We start from the raw sequence: 18,416 nt of genomic DNA, 5'->3' as shown, positions 1-18,416 counted from the left end.
GCGGGGGTGGGTGGGCCACTCCAGCATCGCGCGGCCCCGCTCGGTGAGGCGGCCTTCCTCGAGCGCCCCCAGCGCCTCCAGCAGGGCGCGGGCCTGCCGCAGGGCGCCGGGCGGGGGCGGCGTGACCCAGCCCAGGCCGGCGGGGTCGCTCACGCCCCAACCGGCCAGCTCGAGCAGCAGCGGGGCGAGGTCGGCCTCGAGGATCTCCGGCTTGCGCTGGGGCTGCAGGGTGGCGTGGGTGGCCTCGCTCCACAGCCGGTAGGCCACGCCCGGCCCCAGCCGCCCGGCGCGCCCGGCCCGCTGGTCGGCGGAGTCCTGGGTCACGCGCACGGTCTCGAGGCGGGTCAGGCCGCTCCGCGAGTCGAAGCGGGGGACCCTGGAATAGCCCGAGTCCACCACCACCCGCACGCCCTCGATGGTCAGGCTGGTCTCGGCGATGGAAGTCGCCAGCACCACCTTGCGCCGCCCCGCGGGGTCGGGGAGCAGGGCCTGCTGCTGGGCCTCGAGCGAGAGGTCGCCGTAGAGGGGGAGCACCCGCGCCTCACGGTGGCGCTCCTCCAGCAGGCGCTGGGTGCGGCTGATCTCCGCGACGCCGGGCAGGAAGGCCAGCACGTCGCCCGCGTGGGCGGCGAGGGCCCTCGAGACCGCCCCCGCCACCGTGCCGGAGAGGGGCCCCTGGGGGTCGCGGGGGAGGTAGACGCGCTCGACGGGGTACTGCCGCCCCTGCGCCGTGACGACGGGGGCGAGGAGCAGGCGGCTCAGCCCCTCGCCGTCGAGCGTGGCCGACATCAGCAGCACGCGCAGGTCCTCGCGCAGCGCGGCCTGCACCTCGCGGGTGAGCACCAGGCCTAAGTCGGCCTGTAGCGAGCGCTCGTGGAACTCGTCGAAGATCACCAGCCCCACGCCCTCGAGGGTGGGGTCGCGCTGCAACTGGCGGGTGAGGATGCCCTCGGTGAGCACCTCCAGGCGCGTCCTGCCGCTCACCCGGCTCTCGAAGCGCACCCGGTAGCCCACCGTCTGGCCCGGCTCCTCGCCCAGCAGGGAGGCCATGCGCTGGGCTACGCTGCGGGCGGCCAGGCGGCGGGGCTCGAGCATGAGGATCTTCCGGCCCGCCAGCCAGGGCTCTTGCAAGAGCTCGAGCGGCGCCACCGTGCTCTTACCGGCGCCGGGAGGGACCTGGAGCAGGACGGTGGTGTGCCGGGCGAGCGCCTCGCGGAGGGCCGGGAGGGCCTGGTGGATGGGCAGGTCGGTCATTCAGGAAAAAGCGCCCCGGTAGAGGTCGGCGAAGGTGAGGGTTCCCCCGGGGCAGGGGAGGGCAATGTCCCCGCTGCCGGTGAGGTCTTGCTGCTGCCAGCGGCCTTGCGCGTCGCGCCAGAAGTGCCGCACGGTCATCGTCTCGGTGTCCACGATCAGGTAGGTTTGCAGGCTGGGGATGCTCTGGTAGGCCAGCACCTTCTCGCGCAGGTCCACGCTGCGGGTGCTGGGGGAAAGCACCTCGACCAGGACGCAAGGCTCGGTTTCGTAGCAGTCGTGGGGCACCGGCCCGCCGCACGCCGCCATCGCGTCGGGGTAGTAGAACGCCTTCTCGGAGTCGGAGGTTTTCGGGCCGCCGATGAGCAGTTTCATCTCGGCCATGTGCACCCGGCAGGGTCGGCCCTCGGCGATCCGGCGCAGCGCTACGGCGATGTTGAGGGCGATCAGGGAGTGCCGCTGGCTGGCCCCCGCCGTGGCGTACACCTGCCCCCCCACGTATTCCCGCTTGACGGGGCTTCGCCCTTCGGACTCGAGGTATTCCTCGACCGAAAGAGGCTTGAGCACCGGCCTGACCATGGCCTCAGTCTAGCGCAGGGTCGAGGTCCAGGGCCGAGGCCTGGGCATTTTGCGTAGGACATACGACGTAAGACGTACGACCAGCGTCTCGCGTACGACGTACGACGCACCCTCCGCCCGCCATCCCCTCAAACGTTGTAGCTGCTGCTGCTGGTCTTGCCACCCCGCCCGGTCCAGTTGGTGTGGAAGAACTCGCCGCGCGGCTTGTCGGTGCGCTCGTAGGTGTGGGCGCCGAAGTAGTCGCGCTGGGCCTGGACCAAGTTGGTGGAGAGGGTGGCGCTGCGGTAGCCGTCGAAGTAGGCCAGCGCGCTGCTGAAGGCCGGGGTCCAGACCCCGTGCAGCGCGGCGGTCGCCACCACCTGCCGCCAGGCCGCTTGCGAGCCTTTAATGATCCCGGCGAAGTAGTCGTCGAGCAGCAGGTTTTGCAAGTGGGGGTTCTTGTCGTAGGCGCTCTTGATGTTCTCGAGGAAGCGCGCGCGGATGATGCAGCCCTCGCGCCACATCAGGGCGATGGAGCCGTAGTCGAGCCCCCAGCCGAACTCCTCCGCGGCCATGCGCATGAGCTGGTAGCCCTGGGCGTAGGAGCAGATCTTGGAGGCGTAGAGCGCCTGCCGCACCTGCTCGACGAAGGCTTGCCGGTCGCCCTGGAACTCGGCCTCGGGCCCCTCGAAGATCCGGGAGGCGGCCACGCGCTCGTCCTTGAGGGCGCTGAGCAGCCGGGCGAACACCGCCTCGGCGATGGTGCTGCTGGGGCTGCCGATGTCGAGGGCGGTGACGCTGGTCCACTTGCCGGTGCCCTTCTGCCCGGCGGCGTCGAGGATCACGTCCACGAGGTCTTTGCCGGTCTCCTCGTCCTTCTTGGTGAGGATGTCGGCGGTGATCTCGATGAGGTAGCTGTCGAGCTCGCCTTCGTTCCAGCGGGCGAAGATCCCGGCGATCTCGGCGTTGGAGAGGCCCAGCACCGAGCGCAGCAGGCTGTAGGCCTCGGCGATCATCTGCATGTCGCCGTACTCGATGCCGTTGTGCACCATCTTGACGAAGTGGCCCGCGCCCTCCGGTCCCACCCAGTCGCAGCAGGGGGAGCCGTCGGCCACCTTGGCGGCGATGGCCTGGAAGATGGGCCTGACCTGCTCCCAGGCGGCGGGGTTGCCCCCCGGCATGATCGAGGGGCCGTGCAGCGCGCCCTCCTCCCCGCCCGAGACGCCGGCGCCCACGAAGAGTAGGCCCCGCTCGGCCAGGTAGCGGGTGCGGCGGTTGGTGTCGGCGTAGTGGCTGTTGCCCCCGTCGATGACGATGTCGCCGGGCTCCAGGAGGGGCAGCAGTTGCTCGATGGTGGCGTCCACGGCGCTGCCCGCCTTGATCATGAGCATGACCTTGCGGGGGCGCTCGAGCACCCCCACGAACTCCTCGAGCGAGTACGCCCCCACGATGCTCTTCCCGGCGGCGCGGCCCTCGAGAAACTCCCTCACCTTCTGGGTGGTGCGGTTGTACGCGGCCACGGTGAAGCCCTTGGACGCCATGTTGAGGATGAGGTTTTCCCCCATCACCGCCAGACCGATCACGCCGATGTCTGCTCGCATGTTCACTCCCACAGTTTGCTGAAGAGGGCTTCGAAGCGCCCCCTGGCTTCCCGGTACACAGGGGCCAGCGAAGGATTGGGTTGGAGGGGTGGGTTCGCGGGCGCAGGGATACCCCCCGCCGAACCCCCCGCTAGCATAGCAGCCCCGACCGCCGAGGCGTCGGCGGCGTCTACGGGAACCACTTCGGCCTGCAGGACGTCGGCCAGGATTTGCATCCACGGCGGCGAGGCGGTGATGGAGCCGGTGAGCTTGACCCGCTCCAGGCCGGGGCACAGGCTCTCCCAGAGCTGGGCCAGGCAGAAGGCCACGGCCTCGAGGCCCGCCCGCGCCAGGTGGGCCCGGGTGTGCCGCAAGCGCAAGCCGTGCACGGTGGCGCTGAGGTCGCTGCGCCAGTGCGGGCTGCGCTCGCCGCTGAGGTAGGGCAGCAGGGTCAGGCCTTCGGCGCCCGGCTCGACGGCTTCGGCGTCGGTGAAGAGGCGGGCGAAGCCGTCGCCGCGGGGGTATTCGCCGTAGAAGCGCGAGCGCAGCCACTCCAGCAGCAGACCCGCGTTGTTGACGGCCCCGCCCGCCAGCCAGCGCTGCCGGTCGAGGAAGTAGCACCAGGTGCGGGCTCCGGGCTCGAGCCGGGGCTGGGCCACGACCTGCCGCAGCGCCGCGCTGGTGCCCACGGTGATCACGGCCTCGCCCACGCCGGCCCCGGCCCCCAGGTTGGCTAAGCCGCCGTCGCTGCTCCCGGCGTAGACGGGCAGGCCCAGGGGGAGCCCCGTGGCTTCGGCCATCGCAGGGGAGAGGTGTCCGAGGCGTTCCGTGGCGTCCAGCACGGGCAGCAGGCGCTCAGGGGGGAGCCCCAGCGCCCCCAGGATCTCCTGGTCCCAGGCGCCGGCGTGCACGTTCAGCAGCCCCGTGGTCGAGGCCAGGCCCACGTCGGCGGCCCAGCGCCCGGTGAGGCGGAAGGCCACGTAGTCCTTGATGGCGACGAAGCTCGAGGCCCGCTCGAAGAGCGCGGGATGGGCTCGCCGCAGCCACGCCAGTTTGGCGGGGTAGTAGGGCGCTTGCAGCGGGCAGCCGGTGCGCCGGTAGGCCTCGAGGGGCGGCAGCGGCAGCCCGCCCAGCACGCTCCCCGGGCGGGTGTCGGCCCAGGTGAGCGCGGGGGCCAGGGGGGTTCCTGCCGCGTCCACGGCCAGCAGGCTGTGCATCGCCCCGCTGAAGGCCAGGCCCGCGGGCTTCACCCCGCCCAACTGCTCGCGAAGCTCCCGCAGCACGGCGACCGCCGCCGCAAAGACCTCGCTCACGTCCTGCTCGGCCTGCCCGGGCTCGCCTTGCAGCAGCGGGTAGGAGCGGCGGGTCTGGGCCAGCACCCTTCCTTCGCCCAGCGCCACCGCCTTGCAACGGGTGGTGCCCAGGTCGAGCCCGATCCCCACCTCCATGCCCCGAAGCTTACCCCGACCGTGCCCTGGCTGGCTTTGGGCCGCAGGGGCTGGGGCTATACTCGGGAAACCGTCCATCCCCAGGAGGATGCATGTCTTCGAAAGCCGATTACACCCCGGAAGAATGGGCCACCCTGGCCCGCGCCCCCTTCATGACCGGCCTCATCGTCACCCTGGCCTCGCCCAGCGGCATCACCGGCCTGCTCGGGGAGTCGATGGTGGTCACGCGCTCGATCATCAGCGCCAGCCAGAGCCACAGCACCGACCCCTTGCTGGTGAGCCTGATCGAGGACATCAAGAACACCCGGGGCAAGATCGCCCAGCCCGCCGAGCGCCTCACCGCCGAGAACGCCCGCCTCACCGCCGAGGCCACCCTGCGCCAGGTCTCCGCCATCCTGGCCCACAAGGCCACCCCCCAGGAAGCCGCCGCCTTCAAGGACTGGCTCAGGGACATCGCCCAAGACGCCGCCGAGGCCGCCAAGGAGGGCGGTTTCTTCGGCATCGGCGGGGTACAGGTCAACGAGGCAGAGAAGGCCGCGCTGGCACGGGTGGCGGAGCTGCTGGCGTGAGGATTGGCAGGCGATAGCCAAAAGCTGATGGCTCATGGTTCGTCAAGGGCCGAGGCGTCTCGCGTCTGGCTTTTTGCGTACGGCGTAGGACGTACGACGTATGACCCGCCCCCGGCGCCCGGCTATCGGTCATCGACCTAAAACGCTAAAGTAACCCAATGCGACTGACCATCGAAAAACTGGTTCCCGGCGGCCTGGGGCTCGCCCGCACGCCCGACGGGGTGGCGCTGGTGCGGGGTGGCTTGCCGGGCGAGGTGGTGGAGGCTGAGCTCGAGCGCCGCAAGAACCACTGGGAGGGGGAGGTGAGCGAGGTGCTCGAGCCCCACCCCCGGCGGGAGGAAGGCCCCTGGCCCCCTTCGGTGGACCTGCCGCTGGCCTACGAGGCGCAGCTCCCCATCAAGGCCGGCTTCGTGCAGGAGGCCTTGGAGCGCATCGCCAAGCTGGAGGCTGCGCTCGAGCCCATCCAGCCCTCGCCCCGGCCCCTGGGCTACCGGGCGGCGGCGCAGTACGCGGTGATGCCCGGCGGGGGGCTGGCCTACCGCTACCCGGGGACGCACAACCTGCTGCTGCTCGAGCACGACCCCCTGCTGGCCCCGCCGCTGGCGCGGGCCTTCGGGCAGCTCAGGCCGCTGCAACTGGCCTGCCTCGAGGTCGCCCTGCGGGGCAGCCTGCGCGAGGGCAAGGTGCTGCTCGGGCTCATCGGGGGCGACCCCAAGCGCCTGCAGCCCCTGGCCCGCGACCTGCTGGGCTCGAGCCCCGACGTCGTGGGCGTGACCTGGGCCGAGGACCACCCGGCGGGGCGTTTCCGCGGGCGGGTGCAGGCTTTGGCGGGGGCGGGGACGCTGCTGGAGGACTTCGGCGGCGTTCTCGCCAGCGTCAGCGTGCAGGGCTTCGCCCAGGTGAACCCCGAGGCGGCGGGCCGGATGTACCTCGAGGCCGCCCGCGTCGCGGGCGAGGGGCAGAAGGCCGTGGAGCTCTACGCGGGAAGCGGGGTGCTGGGCTTCCACCTGGCTCGAGGCTTCGCGGAAGTGGTGGCGGTGGAGATCAGCAAGGAGGCCGTGAAGCGTGGCGAGGCCGACAAGGCGCGGCTGGGGGTCTCCAACCTGCGCTTCCACCGGGGCGACGCCAGCGAGCTCGCCAAGTTGGGGACCGCCGACCTCGTCGCCGTGGACCCCCCGCGGGCCGGGCTCTCGCCCCAGACCCTGCAGGCGCTGCTCCAGGCCCGCCCCGCCCGCCTGCTCTACGTCTCCTGCGACCCTGCCACCTGGGCGCGGGACGTGGGGCGCCTGGCGCGGGAGGGTTATAGGCTCGAGTTCGTGCGCCCCTACGACTTCTACCCCTACACCCACCACGTCGAGGTGCTGAGCTTGCTGAGCCTGGCCTGAGCGGCTATTCTTAGCGTTACTTATGGAAATTGACGCCGTTGTGACCCTGCGTTTGGAAGTGCCCGACGACACCGACCTCGACGACCTGGTGCTCGAGATCGACGAGGAAGGCCGCATCCAGTTCGTCGCCGGGGGCGAGGTCGTGGCCGACGGCGCCTCCATCACCGATTACAGCCTCGACGACGTGGAAGAGCTCGACGAGGACGACGAAGACGACGACTACGACGACGAAGACGAGGACGAGGAGGACGAAGACGAGCAGGAGGGCGCCCAGTAGGCGCTACGGCCTCACGGCAACTGCACCGCCCCGGCGTAGCCCTCCGGGCCGGCCGCCAGGGCAGGGAGTAGCCCCTCTGGGCGTGGGATTACCCGGGTTCACCCCTATCGCGCTCTTCCCGCGTGCCGCGTGCCGGGGGGAGCGCACCTGTTCCCTGGGCGGGCAGCCGTCAGGCCGTCTCGAGGGGAATCGCCCCGACCCCGAGCCGAGCCTTAGCCTGCCGCACGGCTCAAACCCTGTGCGGGACGCTCTAAATCTTAGCGTTGCCGTTGTCGGCCTGCGCCTCGAGCCTCCCCGCCGGCTTGGGCCGGGCTCCCACGTAGCGGGCCGCCGTCCACACCAGAACCACCGCGAACACCACCCGCAGCCAGAGCTCGGGGAGCTGGTTCGCCACGAGCCCCCCGGCGAAGGCCCCCGCGATGATCCCGACCACCAGGCCCGGCACCACCTCCTGGGCCAGGTTGCCGTGGCGGTAGTGGGTGTACGAGCCCACCAGGGCCGAGGGGATCATCGCGAGCAGCGAGGTGCCCTGCGCGACGTGCTGCTCGAGGCCCGCCAGCAGCACCAATATCGGCACGATCACGGTGCCCCCGCCCACGCCCAGCAGCCCCGAGGCGAAGCCCGCGAAGGCCCCGGCCACCGCCAGGGGGAGGATGCGTACGGCGCCCTCGAGCGGCTCGGCCACGTGGGGGATGTAGGGCTTGAGGATCAGGATTAGCGCGACCGCGATCAGGTACCAGCCGAAGATCCGCTTGAGCCGCCACTCGGAGAGCTTGTTGGCGAAGAGGGCCCCGGCCCGGGCCGCGATCATCGCGGTGGGGATGATCAGCAGCGAGGCCACCCAGTCCACGGTGCCCTGGGTGGCGTAGGTGATGGCCCCGGTGATCCCGGTGAAGACCACCGCGACCAGGCTGGTGGCCGTGGCGCGGTGCTGGCTGAGCTTGAGGAAGCTCACCATCAGGGGCACCGCGATCACCCCCCCGCCCAGCCCCACCAGTCCCCCGAAAACGCCGGCCAAGGTTCCGATCCAGAGGCTCGAGAGGTTCACACCAGGGTTATACCACGGGATTTTGAATCTAAAACGCCGGCCCTATCCTTACGCGGTTCGCCAGGAGATTGGATTTTTACGGGTTTTTCACGCCTGAGGCCCTACAACATTCCTGCAAACCCGGGGAAGGGGATGCGACCTTAGGAGGAGATCATGAGAAAGAGCATCAAGGCAATCCTGGCGAGCACGGTGCTCGGCCTGGCGGCGGTGGGGGCCTTCGTGGCCGCCTCCGACCACGACGACGGGGAGGCCGACACCAAGGCCAGGGCCCTCAACCTCACCGACCTCTACGTCTTCCGCGAGATCGACCAGAACCCCCGCGCCAAGGCCGACGACCTGATCTTCGTGATGAACACCAACCCCCGCTCGCTGGCGCGGCAGCAGTACTACTTCAGCACCAACGCCCGCTACGAGTTCCGCCTGACCCGCGTGCTGGGCAAGGACGACCCGGCGACCGGCCAGACCGACGCCTTCTTCCGCCTCGAGTTCGGCGCCCCGGACAAGAGCGGCCAGCAGCCCATCACCCTCACCGCCAGCCGGGCCGGGGTGACCCGCACGGTCAAGGCCACCGCCGACGGCAAGCCCATCCTGACCACGCCCCTCACCGCCCGGCCCGTCGTCAACCAGGTCCCCCTCGACCGCGGCGGCGTCAGCGTGTTCGCCGGGCTGCGCGAGGACCCCTTCTTCTTCGACGTCGAGCAGTTCTTCCGGGTGCGGGCCGGGTTGGCCGGGCTGGGCCCCAGCGTGGGCTTCCGCAGCCCCGGCTACGACTTCACCGCCGGCTACAACGTTAACGCCATCGTGGTGCGCGCGCCCATGGAGTGGCTCACCGCCGGCTCCATCGCCAAGACCTTCGACGTGTGGGCCACCATCTCCATCCCCGACCCGGCCAAGCCCGGCGAGTGGAAGCAGGTCGAGCGCCTGGCCCGTCCCGCCGTCAACGAGGGCCTGCTGCTGACCAACGACTACCTCAACACCCTCAACGCCGTCGGCCCCGACTTCGAGGCGGCCGTGCTGAAGGGCGACAAGGCCGCGAGCGAGGCGGCGGCCCCCATCGTGGGCGAGGTCTCCACCGTGCTCAAGCTGCTGGGCAACTCGCCCGAGCGCGTGGGTGCCCTGCTCGGCGCCTTCCTGCCCGACGTGATGCGCATCGACACCACCGGGCCTTCGGGCTACGCCAACGACCTCAACCGGCGCGGCAGCCCGGTGCGCGGCCGCATGCTCAAGGACGACGTGATCGACATCACCCTGCAGGTGCTCTCCAACGGCGCGGTCAAGGGCGACAACGTCTCCTACGACGGCCCCAACGCCGGGGGCACCAGGCACAAGCCCCTGCTGGGCGAGTTCCCCTACCTGGCCGACCCCAACTGAGCCCGGGGCACGGGGTGGGCGGGGAAGGCCTGCTCACCCCGGCCGGTTTTCAGGGCGTAAGGCAAAAGGAGAAGCCCATGACCCTCGCTGACACCGTGCACAGATACCGCATAGCCGGATTCCTCGCCCTGGCGGGCCTGGTCGTGGGGCTGGGCCTGCTGGCTTGGCGGGAGGGCTCGAGGCTGCCCGAGGCGTACCGCTACCGCTTCGGGGGCCTGCTCGAGGCCCGCTCCGAGGCCCGCCGCGGCGCCTACCAGGCCGAGGTCGCCTTTTACCAGGAGCGCCTGCGCCGCAACCCCGGCAGCGGCCTGGACCTAGCCGCGTTGGCCGGGGTCTACCTCAAGAAGGGGCGGGTCACGGGCCAGAGTTCGTGGTATCTGCTGGCCCAGCAGGCTGCCGAGCGCTCGCTCGAGGCCCTGCCCTTCTTCAACACCGGTGCCCTGCTGGTGCTGGCCGAGATCGCCGAGGCCCAGCACGACTTCGGCCGCGCCGCACGGGTCGCCGGTGAGATCCTGAAGGAGGAGCGCAGCAACCCGGCGGCCCGCGCCCTCCTGGCTTCGGTGTACCTGGCGCAGGGGCGGCTCGAGCCCGCCGGGCGCGCCGCCGAGGAACTCGCAGCCCAAAACCCCACGCCGGGCCACCTGGTCCAGCGGGCCCTGGTGCGGCTGGCCGTGGGGGCCGACGAGAAAGCCCTCTCCGACTTCCGGCAGGCTATCGCGCTCGAGGAGCCCGACGACTTCTACGGCGCCGCCCGCACGCGCAGCCTGCTGGGGCGCTACCACCTGCGGCGCGGGGAGGCGGGGCTGGCCCGCGGGCTGCTCGAGGAGGCCCTGCGCATCGCCCCGAACTACCCGCTGGCCCTGCTCTACCTGGCCGAGCTCGAGACCCGCCAGGGCCGCTACCGCGCCGCCGAAAAGCTCTACCGGCGGATCCTTCCGCAGGACCGGCAGACCTACCAGCTTTACGACCACGCCGCCTACACCGGCCTCGCGCGGCTGGCCCGCCTGCAGGGAAGCCCCGGGGAGGAAGCGGCCTGGGAACGGGCCGAGTCGGTGCTGCGCCGCGAGATCGGGCAGGGGGCTTTCGGGCACCGGCGCGAGCTGGCGCGGCTGCTGCTCGAGCGGGGCCGCCCCGCCGACCTCCCCGAGGCCTTGCGCCTCGCGCAGGCCGAGCTGAAGGTGCGGCAGGACAGCGAGACGCTCGAGGTGCTGGCCTGGGCGCTCGAGCGCGGCGGGCGCCTGGAGGAGGCCCAGGGGGTCATCGACCGGGCGCTCGCTACCGGGCGGCGGGAGGCCGGCCTGTACTACCGGGCGGCCCGGATCGCTGCGGCTTTAGGACAGCAGGAGCAGGCCGAGCGGTACGGCTCGAGCCTGCGGGCCATTGACCCCGCCTTCGACCCCGCGCGGGCCGGGCTGGGCAGCTTGCCAGTGGGACGGCCCGCGGCCGTGCACCAGGTGGTGGACGATCCCCTGTCGGGACGGCCTGCGGCCGTGCACCAGGTGGGGGCCGGAGGTGTGGAATGAGGGCTTTGCGCGTGCTGGCGTTGCTGATCGTGGGTTTGCTGGGCGGGGCCTACGCCCACTGGGCCGACCTGGCCGCCGCCGAGGTCGCGGTGGGGGAGCGGGAAGTGCAGGTGGTGCTCACCTTCCCCACGGGGCTGGTGGGGGAGATGGACGCCGACGGCGACGGGCGGCTGTCGGCGGGCGAGGTCGAGCGCAACCGGGAAGCCCTGACCCGCTTTCTCGAGCAGAAGATCACGCTGGAGTCGGGGGGAGAGCGGGGGCGGCTCGAGGTCGCCCCGGCCCAGGCGGCCCGGCCGCTCACCAGCCTGAGCCCCAACGCCAAAACCCACACCACCCTGCGCCTTACCTACCGCTGGGAGCGGCCCGTCGAAGCCTTGAGGATCGAGTACGGCCTGTTCCTGCCGGGGGTTTCCACCTCGAGCTGCGTCGCCACCATCCTCCGGGGCGGCGAGGTGCAGGACGTGGTGTTCCGGCCCGACCACCGGGTGTTCCGGCTGGGGGGCGGGGCTGAGGCAGCCCCCCAGACCTTCCAGAGCTTCCTCAAGCTGGGCCTCGAGCACATCCTCACCGGCTACGACCACCTGCTCTTCGTGCTCTCGCTGCTGATGCTGGGGGGCGGGCTGGCCTACTTGCTCAAGGTGGTCACCGCCTTCACCGCCGCCCACTCCATCACCCTCTCGCTGGCCGCGCTGGGGCTCGTGAGCCTGCCCCCCAGGCTCGTCGAGAGCGGCATCGCCCTCACCATCGCCTACGTGGCCGCCGAAAACCTCTTCCGCAAGGACCTCGGCGCCCTCACCCGCACCCGCTGGGCGCTGACCTTCGCCTTCGGGCTGGTCCACGGGCTGGGCTTCGCGGGGGTGCTCGAGGAGATCGGGCTGCCGCGGCAGAACCTGGCGCTCTCGCTGCTGGGCTTCAACCTGGGCGTCGAGCTGGGCCAGCTCGCGGTGGTGCTCCCGGCCTTCCTGCTGCTGCAGGCCCTGCGCCGCTGGCCCTGGGAGGCGGGGTTGCGGCGCACCGTCTCGGCGGGCGCGGCGGCGGCGGGCCTGGTGTGGTTCGTGCAGCGGGCCTTCCTAGGCGCCTGAGCCGCCGGGCCGCACCGTCTGGCCCACCAGCCGCACCTGCAAGGCCCGCAGCAGGTCGGTCTTGCTGAGGATGCCCACCATGCGCCCGTTCTCCATCACCACCAGCCTCGAGAAGTTGCACTCGGCCATGCGCTTGAGCGCCTCGAGGGCGCTGGCCTCCGGGGCGATGGCCTCGAGCTTGCCCATGCGCTCGGTGATGGGGGCGGCGGGGTCGGCGCCCTGGAGGTCCTCGAGGCTGATGAGCCCCACCACCCGGCCCTCCTCGACCACCGGGTAGCCCATGTGGCGCTCGAGGAACATCCGCTGCAGCAACTCGCCCACGCTGAGGGTAGGGGGCACGCTGCGTACCTCCAGGGTCATCAGGTCGCGCACCCGCAAGCCCTCGAGGGCCTGGCTCAGCGAAGCCTGCTCGGTCTCGGTGCTCGCGGCCATGTACACGAACAGCGCGATCAGCACCAGGAAGAGGTTGAAGGCGTAGAGCCCGAAGATGCCCATGGCGAAGGCGATCAGGCGGCTGACGCCCGCCGCGGTGCGGGTGGCCTCGAGGTAGGGCCGGCGCAACGCCAGCAGCGAGCGCAACACCCGCCCCCCGTCCAGCGGCAGCGCCGGGAGCAGGTTGAACAGCGCCAGGCTCAGGTTGACGAGGGCAAGGTAGCCCAGCAGGAACTGCCCGGCGGCCACGTCGGGCACGAGGCCCCGTAAAACCGCGGAGACCCCCGCCAGGGCCAGGCTGGTCAGCGGCCCCACGACGGCGATCACGGCCTCGGCCCCGCGGGCGCGGGGGATGTCGGTGAGCTGGGCCACCCCGCCCAGCAGCCACAGCGTGATCTCCCGCGTCTGCACCCCGAAGGCGCGGGCGGCCACCGCGTGCCCGAGCTCGTGGACGAGCACGCTGGCGAAGAGGCCCAGCGCCGCCAGCAGGCCCAGCAGGTAGGGCGTGGAGCCCTGGAGCATCCCGGGCTCGGGGGTTATGCCCAGCAGCCGCAGGTAGGTCGGGAGCTGGAGGCCGATGAGGAAGGCGAAGAGGGGCAATACGATCAGGAAGCTGGTGTCGAGGGAGATGGGGATGCCAAGAAGCTTGAAGGGAAGCCGCATGGCGTTTCGGAACATGGCTCGAGTGTAGCGGGGCCTGCTAGGGGCAAAGGTTACGCAGGGCTCACCTGCGACGAAGGGCTATGTGGAATTTTCCCCGCCTTCTGCTAAAATGCGCTCGAGCCTCCATGAACGAGCCCACCTGAACCACCCGGATCCGGCTTTCGGCAACCCCTGAAGGGAGCAGGGGTCCTGGCGCATTCGGGAGGTCGGCGTGTGGTCTTTGCTGCGCGACGCGCGCATACGAACCGTCTGGATCGGTGAAACCGTCAACGAACTCGGCACGGCCCTCTCCTTCTGGGCTTGGGCCTGGATCCTCTACGACCGCTACCCCGAAGCCCCCTGGGTGGCCGGCGCGGCGATCGCGTTGCGCTCGGCCTTCGGCTTCGCGGGGGACCTGATCTTCGGCCCCTACCTCGACCTCTGGGACCGGCGCCGGGTGCTCGTCGTCAGCAACGGGCTGCTGGCCGGGCTGACCGCTACGGTGCCTTTCCTGGTCGGGCCGGGCTGGGGCGTGTGGGCGGTGCTGGGGGTGCTGGGCCTGCAGGCGATGGTCGGGAGCCTCGAGGGGCCGGCCATGAGCGCCCTGCTCGCCGGGATGGCCCCGGCCGGGCAGTACCAGCGCGTCTACGCACTCTTCAGCCTGACCCACACCCTCGGCAACCTGCTCGCGCCCGTGCTCGCGGGGGTGCTGATCGCCGCGCTGGGGCCGGTGCGGGTGCTCTGGCTCGACGCCGCGACCTTCGCCGTGGCGGCCGGGGCCTACGCGCTCGTGCGGCTGCCGGCCTCGCCGCGTGGCCGGGGGTCTGCGGGGTGGTGGCGGCAGTTCCGGGAGGGGCTGGGCTTCGTGCTGGGCCGCCCGCACCTTTGGCTGATGTTCCTGGTGGTGAGCCTCACCAACACGCTCGTCGAGGTCTACAACGCGGTGTTGCTGCCCCGGATCGCCGGCCGCCTGCTCGAGGGCCTGCGCGTCCCGGCCTGGCTCTCCGCCGAGCCCGGGGCCCTGGTTTCGGGGCTGCTCGACACCCTGACGGTGGGGGCGGAGCTCGCGGCCGCGGTGTGGCTGGGCTCGAGGCTCCTCCCACCCCGCCGGGCTTGGAACGGCTTCGCGCTGGGCTGCGGCGCGGTCCTCCTGGGCATCGGGGCGGTGAGCGCCGCCCCCGGCCTGGGGCTGGCGGCCCTGGCCGCGATGTTCCAGGGCTTGGGCTTCGCGCACATGGGCGTCCTGGGCAACAGCCTGGCGGCGGCCCTCACCCCGGACCCCCTGCGGGGGCGGGTAGCCAGCGTGCGCCTGCTGCTGGGCCGGGGGGTGCGCTCGCTCGGCTCGCTCCTGGCGGGGTGGGCCGTGGGCGCGGCGGGAGTCACCTCGATGGCGGTGCTGGCGTGCGGCGCGGGGTTGGGGTTCGTGGCCTGGGCCTGGGCCCGTGTTGTACGGGAGCTAATACCGGATTCAAAAAGATAGTCATCCAAACCAAAGATCTTCAGAGGCTATCTTTTTGAATCCGGTATAAAAAGCTGATCGTCTGATCCCGGCGGGCGTTCGTGGGACGCGGTTAGAGCCAGGTCTCGAGCCAGCGCAGCCAGTTCTCCCCCAGCACCCCGGAGCGGGCCTCGGCGGGCACCAGCTCCCCGATCCTGGCGAGGTCGGCGGGCCGGTCGAGGCCCTGGGGGTTTTCGTTGAGGCCGAAGCCGCCGTCGAAGTCGGAGCCTATGCCCACCTTGTCCCAGCCGATGAGGCGGGCGGTGTGGTGCAGGTGCTTTTGCACGACCTCGAGCCCCACCCGCTCCATGCCCCGGCTCCAGCTGTGGTCGAGGAAGAAGCTGAAGAGCACCGTGCCCACCACGCCCCCCCGCTCCCCGATCGCCAGGATCATCGCGTCGGAGAGGTGGCGGTTGGCGAAGGGGGTGTCGGCGCCGCCCAGGAGGCTGCGGGGGTTGGCGTGGGTGGCGCAGACCGGGCCGCGGAAGACCTCGAGGCTTTCCCAGAAGGCCTGCTCGTCCATGTGGGCGAAGTCCAGGGCCAGCCCGGCCTCGTCCATGGCCTGCAGCAGCTCGACGCCCAGCTCGGTGAGGCCCCCGGGCTCGCGGGTGCCGCCGCAGTAGCGGGTGCGGTTCCAGGCCGGCCCGATCATCCGCACGCCCTCGGCCTTCCAGAAGGCCACCTCGCCGGGCTCGCGGATGCCCTCCCCGCCCTCGATGAGGACCACCACCCCGGGTACGCGGTCGGCGGGCCAGCGCTCCTGGTGGGCCTGCAACTCGGCCGCGCCGCGGATGATCCGCACCAGCCCCGCCTCCTCCCAGCGCTGGTACACCTCGAGCTGCTCCCGCGCCGCCTGGTGGGCGGCCAGGGGGCCGGCGTGTTTCTTGGGGTCCACCCACAGCGTGGCGAAGCACAGCCCCACGCCGCCCTCGCGCAGGGCGGGGAGCGTGACCACGGGGATGTCCTTGTGCGTGTCGCGCCGGCGCAGCTCCTCGAGGGGCAGGGTCAGGTCGCGGCCGAGGTCGAGGGCGTTGTGGGCGAGGTCGAGGTGGGCGTCGACGATCATGGTCTAGAGGATAGCCGATAGCCTATGGCCGATAGCTGATCGCTGGGCGCGGGACGTACGTTTTAGGTCGTACGTCGTACGCGAAACGCAAGACGCAAGACGCAAGACGCAAAACGCAAAACGCAAGACGCAAGACGCCCTAGACCCTCGACGGCGGCGGGGAGGGGTCCCCATGAGCCTTTGGCTAATGGCTGACGGCTGACCGCTTACCGCTCACCGCGTCCGTGTTGCGCCTGGCTCCGGCGCTTCCAGGCGCAGGGCGTCGGGGTGGCGCTGAACGACGCGGTCGAAGGCGGCGATCACGGCGGGGTCGAACTGGCTGCCGGCCTTGGAGCGGACCTCGGACAGGGCCTGCTCGATGGTCCAGGCTTCCTTGTAGGGGCGGGGGGAGATGAGGGCGTCGAAGACGTCGCACACGGCGAAGATGCGGGCGGCGAGGGGGATGTCGGGGCCCATGAGGCCGGAGGGGTAGCCGGTGCCGTCCCAGCGCTCGTGGTGGTGCAGGACCACCAGCCGGGCGGTCTCGGGTAGGAAGGGGAGGTTGCGGGTGAAGTGGTAGCCCAGCGTGGTGTGCGACTGCATGACCTGCCACTGCTCGCTGTCGAGCTCGGTGGGCTTGATGAGGATGCTGTCGGGCACGGCGAGCTTGCCCAGGTCGTGCAGGTAGGCCCCCCAGCGCAGGTCGCGCAGCTCGGTCGGGCTCAGCCCCAGTTCCCGGCCCATCAGCACGGCGAGGTGGGCCACGCGGTCAGTGTGGCCGGCGGTCTCGAGGTCGCGGGCCTCGAGCGCCACCCCGATGGCCCGCAGCGCCCCCTCGTAGGCGGCCTCGCGCTCCTCCCGCTCGCGGCGGGCGGCCAGGAGCGCGCTGACCTGGAGGGCGAAGCTGCTGGCGATCCGCAGCGAGGCCGCGCCGAAGGCGTTCGCGCTGCTGGTGTTCTCGAGGTTGATCAGGGCGTGGGCCTCCCCGCCGCGCACGATGGGCAGGCACAGGCTGGCCTTTAGGCGCGAGAGGTCGCCGAAGTAGCGCGCGAAGTCGGGGAGGTCCGGGCGGCGGTGCAGGGCCTCCCGGATCTCGCACAGCCGCGCGGGCCCGATGATCTGCGGGTCACCCCGCCCCAGCTCGCCGCCGTACCAGAACTCCAGGACGCCGCGCTCGAGCTCCAGGCCCAGCACCGCGGGGGTGTAGCCCTGCTGCGCCGCCAGCCGGTAGCGGCCGGAGGGCTCGAGCAGGAAGATGGTCCCGGCCTCGGCCCCGGGCACCAGCTTGACCGCCGAGTGCAGCAGGTCCCGCCAGACGTTCTCGTCCGGGCCCACCGCCAGCGCCTTCACGGTCTGGAGCAGGGTCTCGCTCTGCGTGAGCTGCTGCTCGAGGTGCCGGATGGCCTGGGCCCGCTCGAAGGCGGTGGCGGCCACGCTGGCGATGACCTCCATCAGCCGCACCTCGCGGTCGGTGAAGGCGCCGGGCAGCTCACGGGCGCAGTGGATCACCCCCAGGGGGCAGCCGTCGGAGGTCATCAGCGGGGCGGTGATCTGGGTGTGCGGGGTGTTCCAGGCGGGGGCCGGGTCGTAGGTGCGGGGGTCCTCGAGCGTGTTGTCCACCTGGATCAGGCGGCCCGAGTCCAGGCTGGCCCAGCTCAGCCCCTTGCCCCGGGGCACGCTCAGGCGCAGGAACCGCTCGAAGAGCCCGATGGCAGAAGTCGCCACCAGGGCGTCCTTCTCGGGGTCGTAGAGCATGATGTCTACGTGCGGCGAGCCGATGAGCCCCGCGATCTCCTGGTTGAGCACCTGGCTGATGCCCTCGGGGGTGGTGGCGCGCTGCAGCCGCTTGGTGAGGCTCTCGATGACCTCGAACTCGCGCAGGCGGGCCTCGAGCGCCGCCCGCTCGCGCTTGTTGGCGACCAAGGCCGCGATCTGCAGCGCGTAATTGCGGGCCGCCTCGACCGAAGACCCGTCGAGCGCCTGGGGGTCGCTGAAGTTGTCGAGGTTGATGAAGCCTTGCACTTCGCCCCCCAGCACCACCGGCAGGCACAAGCTGCAGCAGATCTCGCGCAGGCGCCCCCAGCGGTCGAAGAGCTCGGCGGTAGCCGGGTCCATGAGCCGTTCCTGTGCCTCGAGGGTGTGCAGCAGGAACTCCCGGGTGACGATGCGGGGCTCGCCGCCGAGCCAGTCCTCGGGCCGGGGGTACCAGTAGCGGTGGACGGGGCCCTCGACGCGGGCGCCGAGCAACTGGTTGTGGTAGCCCATCTGGGCCACGAGCTTGTAGGCCTCGCCCTCGCGGACGAAGATGCTGCCGCCCTCGGCGCCCGGCACCATCTCGACCGCCCGGCGCAGCAGCTCGCTCCAGGCCTGGTCGCCCGAGCCCACCGCCAGCGAGGTGACGGTGTGCAGCAGGCCCTGGGTCTCGCGGAGCTGCCGCTCGAGGTGGGTCCCCTTGCGGCAGCGCTCGAGCGCGGTCGCGGCCACGTTGGCGATCAGGCCCAGCAGCCGCTCCTCGAAGGGGGTGTAGGGCAGGTCGCGGGCCGCCTGGAGCACGCCGAGGGGCTCCCCTTGGGCGTCGAGCATGGGGGCGGAGTCGAGGAGGAAGCGGTCCTGCAGGGCGGCCTCGAGGGCGGCCCGCACGGGGCCGAGTTCCTCGGCCTTGCCCACCAGGAAGGGGATCACGCCGAAGCGCGGGCTCTGGTCGATG

15 protein-coding genes are annotated in these 18,416 nt (G+C 71.4%); 7 read left to right on the top strand and 8 right to left on the bottom strand.

Going from position 1 to position 18,416, the window contains the following annotated elements:
• From hrpB to Mterra_RS09780, 4 genes are all read right to left on the bottom strand, one after another.
• On the bottom strand, positions 1–1,254 hold a 1,254-nt coding region (gene hrpB / locus Mterra_RS09795), incomplete at its 3' end, for an ATP-dependent helicase HrpB (protein WP_119315040.1).
• Positions 1,255–1,830 (bottom strand): Uma2 family endonuclease, encoded by a 576-nt coding sequence (locus Mterra_RS09790; protein WP_119315039.1) that lies wholly within the window; start codon positions 1,828–1,830, stop codon positions 1,255–1,257.
• Between the two features lie 128 nt (positions 1,831–1,958).
• The gene (gene gnd / locus Mterra_RS09785) at positions 1,959–3,410 is read right to left on the bottom strand and encodes a decarboxylating NADP(+)-dependent phosphogluconate dehydrogenase (RefSeq protein WP_218022917.1); all 1,452 of its coding nucleotides are present in this window, start codon (positions 3,408–3,410) and stop codon (positions 1,959–1,961) included.
• A gap of 2 nt (positions 3,411–3,412) precedes the next feature.
• Complete coding sequence (locus Mterra_RS09780) at positions 3,413–4,837, bottom strand: gluconokinase (RefSeq protein ID WP_170159622.1); 1,425 nt, start codon at positions 4,835–4,837, stop codon at positions 3,413–3,415.
• 92 nt (positions 4,838–4,929) lie between these two features.
• On the opposite strand from Mterra_RS09780, the gene Mterra_RS09775 reads away from it, so the two are divergent.
• The 3 genes from Mterra_RS09775 to Mterra_RS09765 all read left to right on the top strand — a co-directional run bounded on the left by Mterra_RS09775 (position 4,930) and on the right by Mterra_RS09765 (position 7,068).
• A complete protein-coding gene (locus Mterra_RS09775) occupies positions 4,930–5,406 on the top strand; it encodes a hypothetical protein (RefSeq protein WP_119315036.1) in 477 nt (158 codons plus the stop codon).
• A gap of 158 nt (positions 5,407–5,564) precedes the next feature.
• Positions 5,565–6,791 (top strand): class I SAM-dependent RNA methyltransferase, encoded by a 1,227-nt coding sequence (locus Mterra_RS09770; RefSeq protein WP_119315035.1) that lies wholly within the window; start codon positions 5,565–5,567, stop codon positions 6,789–6,791.
• 40 nt (positions 6,792–6,831) lie between these two features.
• Complete coding sequence (locus Mterra_RS09765) at positions 6,832–7,068, top strand: hypothetical protein (protein ID WP_245971585.1); 237 nt, start codon at positions 6,832–6,834, stop codon at positions 7,066–7,068.
• Positions 7,069–7,318: 250 nt separating this feature from the next.
• On the opposite strand, the gene Mterra_RS09760 is transcribed toward Mterra_RS09765, so the two are convergent.
• Positions 7,319–8,116 carry a sulfite exporter TauE/SafE family protein gene (locus tag Mterra_RS09760; protein ID WP_119315034.1) on the bottom strand — a complete coding sequence of 266 codons (798 nt, stop codon included), beginning with the start codon at positions 8,114–8,116 and terminating at the stop codon, positions 7,319–7,321.
• A gap of 153 nt (positions 8,117–8,269) precedes the next feature.
• On the opposite strand from Mterra_RS09760, the gene Mterra_RS09755 reads away from it, so the two are divergent.
• The 3 genes from Mterra_RS09755 to Mterra_RS09745 all read left to right on the top strand — a co-directional run bounded on the left by Mterra_RS09755 (position 8,270) and on the right by Mterra_RS09745 (position 12,092).
• On the top strand, positions 8,270–9,487 hold the full coding sequence (locus Mterra_RS09755) for a DUF4331 domain-containing protein (RefSeq protein ID WP_119315033.1): 1,218 nt from the start codon (positions 8,270–8,272) through the stop codon (positions 9,485–9,487).
• A 77-nt stretch (positions 9,488–9,564) separates the two neighbouring features.
• Positions 9,565–11,010, top strand: a complete 1,446-nt coding sequence (locus Mterra_RS09750) for a tetratricopeptide repeat protein (protein ID WP_119315032.1) — start codon at positions 9,565–9,567, stop codon at positions 11,008–11,010.
• Positions 11,007–12,092 carry a HupE/UreJ family protein gene (locus tag Mterra_RS09745; RefSeq protein ID WP_147372656.1) on the top strand — a complete coding sequence of 362 codons (1,086 nt, stop codon included), beginning with the start codon at positions 11,007–11,009 and terminating at the stop codon, positions 12,090–12,092. Before Mterra_RS09750 ends, Mterra_RS09745 begins: the two co-directional genes overlap by 4 nt.
• Here the strand turns inward: Mterra_RS09745 and Mterra_RS09740 are convergent.
• On the bottom strand, positions 12,081–13,202 hold the full coding sequence (locus tag Mterra_RS09740) for a CBS domain-containing protein (RefSeq protein WP_119315030.1): 1,122 nt from the start codon (positions 13,200–13,202) through the stop codon (positions 12,081–12,083). The two genes, Mterra_RS09745 and Mterra_RS09740, sit on opposite strands and share 12 nt — an antisense overlap.
• 196 nt (positions 13,203–13,398) lie before the next feature.
• Here Mterra_RS09740 and Mterra_RS09735 point away from each other — a divergent pair, with 196 nt between their 5' ends.
• Positions 13,399–14,646: an MFS transporter gene (locus tag Mterra_RS09735; RefSeq protein WP_119315029.1), complete on the top strand. Its 1,248-nt coding sequence runs from the start codon at positions 13,399–13,401 to the stop codon at positions 14,644–14,646.
• A 91-nt stretch (positions 14,647–14,737) separates the two neighbouring features.
• On the opposite strand, the gene Mterra_RS09730 is transcribed toward Mterra_RS09735, so the two are convergent.
• Both Mterra_RS09730 and Mterra_RS09725 read right to left on the bottom strand, forming a co-directional pair.
• Positions 14,738–15,730 carry a dipeptidase gene (locus Mterra_RS09730; protein WP_119315028.1) on the bottom strand — a complete coding sequence of 331 codons (993 nt, stop codon included), beginning with the start codon at positions 15,728–15,730 and terminating at the stop codon, positions 14,738–14,740.
• Positions 15,731–15,943: 213 nt separating this feature from the next.
• The coding region (locus tag Mterra_RS09725) for an HD domain-containing phosphohydrolase (protein WP_119315027.1) at positions 15,944–18,416 on the bottom strand (2,473 nt) is incomplete at its 5' end.

Origin of the sequence: Calidithermus terrae (genome assembly GCF_003574345.1) — a bacterium.
Lineage (GTDB): Bacteria > Deinococcota > Deinococci > Deinococcales > Thermaceae > Calidithermus > Calidithermus chliarophilus.
Note: the sequence above shows the minus strand (reverse complement) of the source record. Positions and strands in the feature narration are given on the sequence as shown.